Here is a 7356-nt window from a genome sequence, read left to right on the forward strand (position 1 = left end):
CCCGGCGCGCACCGAGCGTCCCGCCGGTCCCGGCGCGACCCCCGGCCCGCGTCCGGCGCAGCAGCGTCCCGCGGCCCAGGGCGGCCAGGCCGGCGCCCGTCCCGGCGCCCCGCGCCCGGCAGGCACCGCCCCCGGTCAGGGACAGCGTCCCTCCGGTCCCGGTTCCCAGGCCCCGCGTCCGCAGGGCGCCCGTCCGGCCGGTCCCCGTCCGGGCAACAACCCCTTCACCTCTGGTGGCTCCACCGGCATGGCGCGCCCGCAGGCGCCCCGTCCGGCCGGCGCTCCCCGTCCCGGTGCCCCCGGCGCCGGCGGCGGCCAGGGTGCCCCCCGCCCGCAGGGTGGTCCCGGTGGCGCTCCGCGTCCGCAGGGTCCCGGTGCGGGTCGTCCGACCCCGGGCGGCATGCCCCGTCCGCAGGGCGGCGCCCCGCGTCCCGGTGGTGCTCCTGGCGGTAACCGTCCGAACCCGGGCATGATGCCGCAGCGTCCCGCTGCCGGTGGTCCCGGTCCCCGTCCCGGCGGCGGCCCCGGTGGCCGCGGTCCCGGTGCCGGTGGTCCGCGTCCCGGTGGTGGCGCCGGTCGTCCCGGTGGCGGCGGCTTCGCCGGCCGTCCGGCCGGTCCCGGCTCGCGTCCCGCGGGCGGCGGCGGCTTCGGCGGCCCGCGTCCGGGTGGCGGCGGCTTCGGCGGCGGCCCGGCCGGTGCCGGTGGCGGCGGTCGTCCCGGTTTCGGTGGCCGTCCCGGCGGTCCCGGTGCCCGTGGTGGCACGCAGGGTGCCTTCGGCCGTCCCGGCGGGCCCGCCCGTCGCGGTCGCAAGTCGAAGCGTCAGAGGCGCCAGGAGTACGAGGCCATGCAGGCCCCGTCGGTCGGCGGCGTGATGCTGCCCCGCGGCAACGGCGAGACCGTTCGCCTGTCGCGCGGTGCGTCCCTCACCGACTTCGCCGAGAAGATCAACGCCAACCCGGCATCGCTGGTCGCGGTCATGATGAACCTCGGCGAGATGGTCACTGCCACGCAGTCCGTCTCCGACGAGACCCTCCAGCTCCTCGCGGGCGAGATGAACTACGAAGTTCAGATCGTCAGCCCGGAGGAGGAGGACCGCGAGCTCCTCGAGACCTTCGACATCGAGTTCGGCGAGGACGAGGGCGGCGAGGAATACCTCATGCCGCGTCCCCCGGTCGTCACCGTCATGGGTCACGTCGACCACGGTAAGACCCGACTGCTCGACGCCATCCGCAAGACGAACGTCGTCGCGGGCGAGGCCGGCGGCATCACCCAGCACATCGGTGCCTACCAGGTGGGCACCACCGTCAACGGTGAAGACCGCAAGATCACCTTCATCGACACCCCCGGTCACGAGGCGTTCACCGCCATGCGTGCCCGCGGTGCCAAGTCGACCGACATCGCGATCCTCGTGGTCGCGGCCAACGACGGCGTCATGCCGCAGACGATCGAGGCGCTGAACCACGCCAAGGCCGCCGGCGTCCCGATCGTCGTCGCGGTCAACAAGATCGACGTCGAGGGTGCCGACCCGGTCAAGGTGCGCGGTCAGCTCACCGAGTTCGGTCTGGTCGCCGAGGAGTACGGCGGCGACACGATGTTCGTCGACATCTCCGCCAAGCAGGGTCTGCACATCGACTCCCTGCTGGAGGCCGTCGTCCTCACCGCCGACGCCTCGCTCGACCTGCGCGCCAACCCCGAGCAGGACGCTCAGGGTATTGCGATCGAGTCCCACCTCGACCGTGGCCGCGGTGCCGTCGCCACCGTCCTCGTCCAGCGCGGAACGCTCCGCGTCGGCGACACGATGGTCGTGGGCGACGCCTACGGCCGTGTGCGCGCCATGCTCGACGACAAGGGCAACAACGTCGAGGAAGCGGGTCCGTCGACCCCCGTCCTGGTCCTGGGTCTCACCAACGTCCCCGGCGCCGGCGACAACTTCCTCGTCGTGGACGAGGACCGCACCGCCCGTCAGATCGCCGAGAAGCGTGCTGCGCGCGAGCGCAACGCCAACTTCGCCAAGCGCGTCCGCCGGGTGTCCCTGGAAGACCTCGACTCGGTCCTCAAGGCCGGTCTGGTCCAGGAACTCAACCTCATCATCAAGGGCGACGCGTCCGGTGCGGTCGAGGCCCTCGAGTCCTCGCTGCTCCAGCTCGACGTCGGCGAAGAGGTCGACATCCGCGTCCTGCACCGCGGTGTGGGTGCGGTCACCGAGTCCGACATCGCCCTGGCGATGGGCTCCGACGCCATCGTCATCGGTTACAACGTCCGTGCGGCCGGCCGTGCCGCGCAGATGGCGGACCGCGAGGGTGTCGACGTCCGCTACTACTCGGTGATCTACCAGGCCATCGAGGAGATCGAGGCGGCCCTCAAGGGTCTGCTCAAGCCGGAGTACGAAGAGGTCGAGCTCGGTACGGCGGAGGTCCGCGAGATCTTCCGCTCGTCCAAGCTGGGCAACATCGCGGGTGTCCTCATCCGCTCCGGCGAGGTCAAGCGCAACACCAAGGCGCGGCTCCTGCGCGATGGCAAGGTCATCGCCGAGAACCTCACCATCTCCGGTCTGCGCCGCTTCAAGGACGACGTCACCGAGATCCGCGAGGGCTTCGAGGGTGGTATCAACCTCGGTTCCTTCAACGACATCAAGATCGACGACGTCATCGCGACGTACGAGATGCGCGAGAAGCCCCGCGCGTAAGCGCGAGGCGGTTCGCACCGTGTCGTAAGCCCGGGGCCGGTCGGCGGAATATCCGTCGATCGGCCCCGGCCGTTGCGTGTACGGTTCTGGTGATCCTGCCGCGCGACGGCCGGCAGGCCACCGAACCCGCACCGGCGGGACATCCGGAACTGAATGTACGTGGGGACTCTGTCCTTCGACCTGCTCCTCGGCGACGTCCACTCGCTGAAGGAGAAACGCTCTGTCGTCCGGCCCATCGTCGCCGAGCTCCAACGCAAGTTCTCCGTGAGCGCGGCCGAAGTGGGCGACCAGGATCTGCACCGCAGGGCCCGTATCGGGGTCGCTCTGGTCAGTGGGGACGCGGGGTTCCTCTCGGACGTGCTGGACCGCTGCGAGCGGCTGGTCGCGGCACGTCCGGAAGTGGAGCTGCTGTCGGTGAGACGGCGGCTGCACGGTGATGAAGACTGACTGCAAGACATCAGAAGGAGACGGACCAGTGGCCGACAATGCGCGGGCGAAGAAGCTGGCGGACCTCATCCGGGAGGTGGTGGCCGAGAAGCTGCAGCGCGGTGTCAAGGACCCCCGCCTCGGTACGCACGTGACCATCACGGACACCCGGGTCACCGGCGACCTGCGGGAGGCCACGGTCTTCTACACGGTCTACGGGGACGACGAGGACCGCGCCAGTGCGGCGGCGGGCCTCGAAAGCGCCAAGGGCGTCCTGCGCTCCGCGGTCGGCCGGGCGGCGGGCACCAAGTTCACGCCCACCCTGACCTTCGTCGCGGACGCCCTCCCGGAGAACGCCAAGACCATCGAGGACCTCCTCGAAAAGGCGCGGAGCTCCGATGCCCAGGTGCGCGAGGTGTCCTCGGGCGCCCAGTACGCCGGCGACGCCGACCCGTACAAGAAGCCTGGTGAGGACGCCGACGACTCCGACGAGGACGCGGCCGCGGAATGAGCAGCAACGCAGGGAAGACGCCGGACGGCCTTGTCATCGTCGACAAGCCGTCCGGCTTCACTTCGCACGACGTGGTCGCCAAGATGCGCGGGATCGCCAAGACCCGCCGCGTCGGCCACGCCGGCACGCTCGACCCGATGGCGACCGGCGTCCTCGTCCTGGGCGTCGAGAAGGCCACCAAGCTCCTCGGCCACCTCGCGCTCACCGAGAAGGAGTACCTCGGGACGATCCGCCTCGGCCAGAACACGCTGACGGACGACGCGGAGGGTGAGATCACCTCCTCGGCGGACGCCTCCGCGGTGACCCGCGAGGCCGTGGACAAGGGCATCGCCAAGCTGTCCGGCGAGATCATGCAGGTCCCGTCGAAGGTCAGCGCCATCAAGATCAAGGGGGTGCGCTCCTACAAGCGCGCCCGCGACGGCGAGGACTTCGAGATCCCGGCCCGGCCGGTGACCATCTCTTCGTTCCAGGTGTACGACATGCGCGACGCACAGGCCGAGGACGGCACCAAGGTCGTCGACCTCGTCGTCTCCGTCGTCTGCTCCAGCGGTACGTACATCCGCGCGCTCGCCCGTGACCTCGGCGCCGACCTCGGCGTCGGCGGACACCTCACCGCGCTGCGGCGCACCCGCGTGGGCCCGTACAAGATCGACCGGGCGCGGACCCTGGACCAGCTCCAGGAGGAGCTGACCGTCATGCCCATCGGCGAGGCGGCGGCCGCCGCCTTCCCGCGCTGGGACCTCGACGCCCGGCGTGCCTCGCTGCTCGGCAACGGCGTGCGGATCGACATGCCGGACGCTTACGCCGCGGGGCAGACGGTCGCGGTCTTCGGGCCGGACGGCGTCCTGCTCGGGCTGGTCGAGAACAAGGGCGGCAAGGCGAAGTCGCTGGCCGTCTTCGCCTGATCCACCCCGACGTGGAGCGGCGAGCGCCCATCGCATGCCGCTCACCGCTCCACGACCCCCCTCGGGTAGGTCTCTATCCAGCCCGGCCCCCTTATTCACCCGTCCGGGCAGGCGCGCGGAGTGACTGGAGGGAGTGCGAGGGGGCGCTTTCCCCCTCCGCGCTCCTCCCCGCCGCCGGTGCGCCCCCCGGAGATGACGGAGAGCGGCCCCAGCCAGACGCCGATGCGGGACCCCGGGCACCGGCATGGCAGTCTTAGACCAGCAAACGGCAACCAGGACAGGGCCATCAACGGTTCGGGCGAGGAGCGGTCACAGTGCAGCGCTGGCGTGGCTTGGAGGACATCCCCCAGGACTGGGGACGCAGCGTCGTCACCATCGGCTCGTACGACGGTGTGCACCGGGGCCACCAGCTGATCATCGGGCGCGCCGTGGCCAAGGCCCGCGCGCTCGGCGTCCCGTCCGTCGTCGTCACCTTCAGCCCGCACCCGAGCGAGGTCGTGCGCCCCGGCAGCCACCCGCCGATCCTGGCCCCGTACGACCGCCGTGCCGAACTGATGGCCGGGCTGGGCGTGGACGCGCTGCTGATCCTGCCGTTCACAGCGGAGTTCTCGCAGCTCTCCCCGGCCGACTTCATCGTGAAGGTGCTCGTCGACAAGCTGCACGCGCGGGCCGTCATCGAGGGCCCGAACTTCCGCTTCGGCCACCGGGCCTCCGGGAACGTCGACTTCCTGCGCGAGCTGGGCGCCACGTACGACTACGAGGTCGAGGTCGTGGACCTGGTCGAGCGCGGCGCCGCGGGCGGCGGCGTGCCGTTCTCCTCCACCCTGGCGCGCAAGCTGGTCGCCGAGGGCGACATGGACGGCGCGGCCGAGATCCTGGGCCGGCCGCACCGGGTCGAGGGCGTCGTCGTGCGCGGCGCCCAGCGCGGTCGCGAGCTCGGCTTCCCGACGGCCAACGTCGAGACGCCGCCGCACACCGCGATCCCGGCGGACGGGGTGTACGCGGGCTGGCTCACGGCGGGCGGCGAGCGGATGCCGGCCGCGATCTCGGTCGGCACGAACCTCCAGTTCGACGCCACCGAGCGGACCGTGGAGGCGTACGCGATCGACCGGGTCGGCCTGGACCTGTACGGCCTGCACGTGACGGTGGACTTCCTCGCGTACGTGCGCGGCATGGCCAAGTTCGACTCGCTGGACGGGCTCCTCGAAGCCATCGCGGACGACGTGAAGCGGGCGCGGACGCTGACCGAGACGTACGACGCGGAACACTGAGCCAGCGCGAAGGGCCCGTACCTCCCCGGGGAGGTACGGGCCCTTCGCGCTGCCGTCCCCGTCAGCCCAGGCGCGGGTCGCGCGGGGGCTGCTGAGGGGGCTGGGGCTGCTGGGGCGGCTGCTGCTGGGGCTGCCAGGGCTGGCCGGGCTGCGGATAGGGCTGGGCGTACGGCTGCGGAGGCTGCTGGTACGGGGACGGCCCCTGCGGCTGGCCGTACGGCTGGCCCTGCGGCTGCGGCTGCGGCTGTGGTTGCGGAGGCTGCTGGTAGGCCTGCGGCTGCTGGGGCTGGGGCTGCTGAGGAGCTCCCCAGTGGTTCGGGGGAGCCTGCTGGGCGGCGCGGACGAAGTCCTCGGCGACGAGCGCGGAGAGGTTGAAGTACGCCTCCCGGGTCTTGGGCCGCAGCAGATCGAGGTCGACCTCGGCGCCGGCCGCGAGGTGCTCGTCGAACGGCACCACGACCACGCCCCGGCAGCGGGTCTCGAAGTGCTGCACGATGTCCTCGACCTTGATCATCTTGGCGGTCTCGCGGACCCCGGAGATGACGGTGATCGAGCGGGAGACGAGATCGGCGTACCCGTGCGCGGAGAGCCAGTCGAGCGTGGTGCTCGCGCTGCTGGCGCCGTCCACCGACGGGGTCGAGATGATGATCAGCTGATCGGCCAGGTCCAGGACCCCGCGCATGGCGGAGTAGAGGAGACCGGTGCCCGAGTCGGTGAGGATGATCGGGTACTGGCGGCCGAGGGTGTCTATGACGCGGCGGTAGTCCTCGTCGTTGAACGTCGTCGAGACGGCCGGGTCGACGTCGTTGGCGATGATCTCCAGGCCCGAGGGGGCCTGGGAGGTGAACCGCCTGATGTCCATGTACGAGTTCAGGTACGGGATCGCCTGGACCAGGTCGCGGATCGTGGCCCCGGTTTCGCGGCGGACGCGGCGGCCCAGGGTGCCGGCGTCGGGGTTCGCATCGATGGCCAGGATCTTGTCCTGGCGCTCGGTGGCGAGGGTGGCGCCGAGGGCCGTGGTGGTCGTGGTCTTGCCGACGCCGCCCTTGAGGCTGATGACGGCAATGCGGTAGCAGGACATGACCGGGGTGCGGATCAGTTCCAGCTTGCGCAGGCGCTCGGCCTCGGCGGCCTTGCCGCCGAAACGGAACCCGGAGCGCTGCGGCCGGGGCTTCTGCTTGCCGCGCAGCAGGCGGTCGGAGGACAGCTCGACGGCGGCGGTGTAGCCGAGGGGCGCGCCGCCGCCGGAGCCGGGGCCGGTCTGGTAGCGGGGGTCGTGCGGCTGCGGGCCCGGCTGGGGTCCGGCGGGCCACTGGGCGCCGGTACGGGGGTCGTACTGCGGCTGCTGGTACGGCTGTTGCTGCTGCTCGGGCTGCGGCGCTACGGGCGCGTGCTGCGCGGGCGGGAAGGCGTAGTCGCCCCCGCTGACGGGGGCGACGGGGGGCTGCGGCACCGGCTGCGGCTGCTGCTGCGGCGCGGGATTCGGGGGGAACCCGTAGCCGTCCTGCGGTGCGGGTGCCGGTGCGGGCGCCGGCGTCGCGGCGGGGCCGGGGTTCG

General features: G+C 71.9%; 6 protein-coding genes. 5 read left to right on the forward strand and 1 reads right to left on the reverse strand.

Annotated features, from left to right (window positions below; translation table 11 throughout):
• From infB to ACS04_RS21950, 5 genes are all read left to right on the forward strand, one after another.
• Positions 1 to 2686, forward strand: a 2686-nt coding sequence (gene infB, locus ACS04_RS21930; RefSeq protein ID WP_078865120.1) for a translation initiation factor IF-2, incomplete at its 5' end; no start/stop codon positions are given.
• Positions 2687 to 2839: 153 nt separating this feature from the next.
• The gene (locus tag ACS04_RS21935; protein WP_030651158.1) at positions 2840 to 3133 is read left to right on the forward strand and encodes a DUF503 domain-containing protein; all 294 of its coding nucleotides are present in this window, start codon (positions 2840 to 2842) and stop codon (positions 3131 to 3133) included.
• A gap of 28 nt (positions 3134 to 3161) precedes the next feature.
• Positions 3162 to 3623 carry a 30S ribosome-binding factor RbfA gene (gene rbfA, locus ACS04_RS21940; protein WP_048478419.1) on the forward strand — a complete coding sequence of 154 codons (462 nt, stop codon included), beginning with the start codon at positions 3162 to 3164 and terminating at the stop codon, positions 3621 to 3623.
• Positions 3620 to 4528: a tRNA pseudouridine(55) synthase TruB gene (truB, locus tag ACS04_RS21945; RefSeq protein WP_048478420.1), complete on the forward strand. Its 909-nt coding sequence runs from the start codon at positions 3620 to 3622 to the stop codon at positions 4526 to 4528. The genes rbfA and truB overlap by 4 nt, the downstream gene beginning before the upstream one ends.
• A gap of 314 nt (positions 4529 to 4842) precedes the next feature.
• On the forward strand, positions 4843 to 5799 hold the full coding sequence (locus ACS04_RS21950) for a bifunctional riboflavin kinase/FAD synthetase (protein WP_078865122.1): 957 nt from the start codon (positions 4843 to 4845) through the stop codon (positions 5797 to 5799).
• A 61-nt stretch (positions 5800 to 5860) separates the two neighbouring features.
• On the opposite strand, the gene ACS04_RS21955 is transcribed toward ACS04_RS21950, so the two are convergent.
• A partial coding sequence (locus ACS04_RS21955; RefSeq protein ID WP_048478422.1) for a MinD/ParA family ATP-binding protein occupies positions 5861 to 7356 on the reverse strand: 1496 nt, incomplete at its 5' end.

It is taken from the genome of Streptomyces roseus (genome assembly GCF_001044425.1).
GTDB lineage: Bacteria > Actinomycetota > Actinomycetes > Streptomycetales > Streptomycetaceae > Streptomyces > Streptomyces roseus.

Excerpts from the sequence above, each read along its gene's own strand:
- ACS04_RS21935 (WP_030651158.1), top strand. The coding sequence starts at position 2,840 with ATGTACGTGGGGACTCTGTCCTTCGACCTGCTCCTCGGCGACGTCCAC.
- truB (WP_048478420.1), top strand. The coding sequence starts at position 3,620 with ATGAGCAGCAACGCAGGGAAGACGCCGGACGGCCTTGTCATCGTCGAC.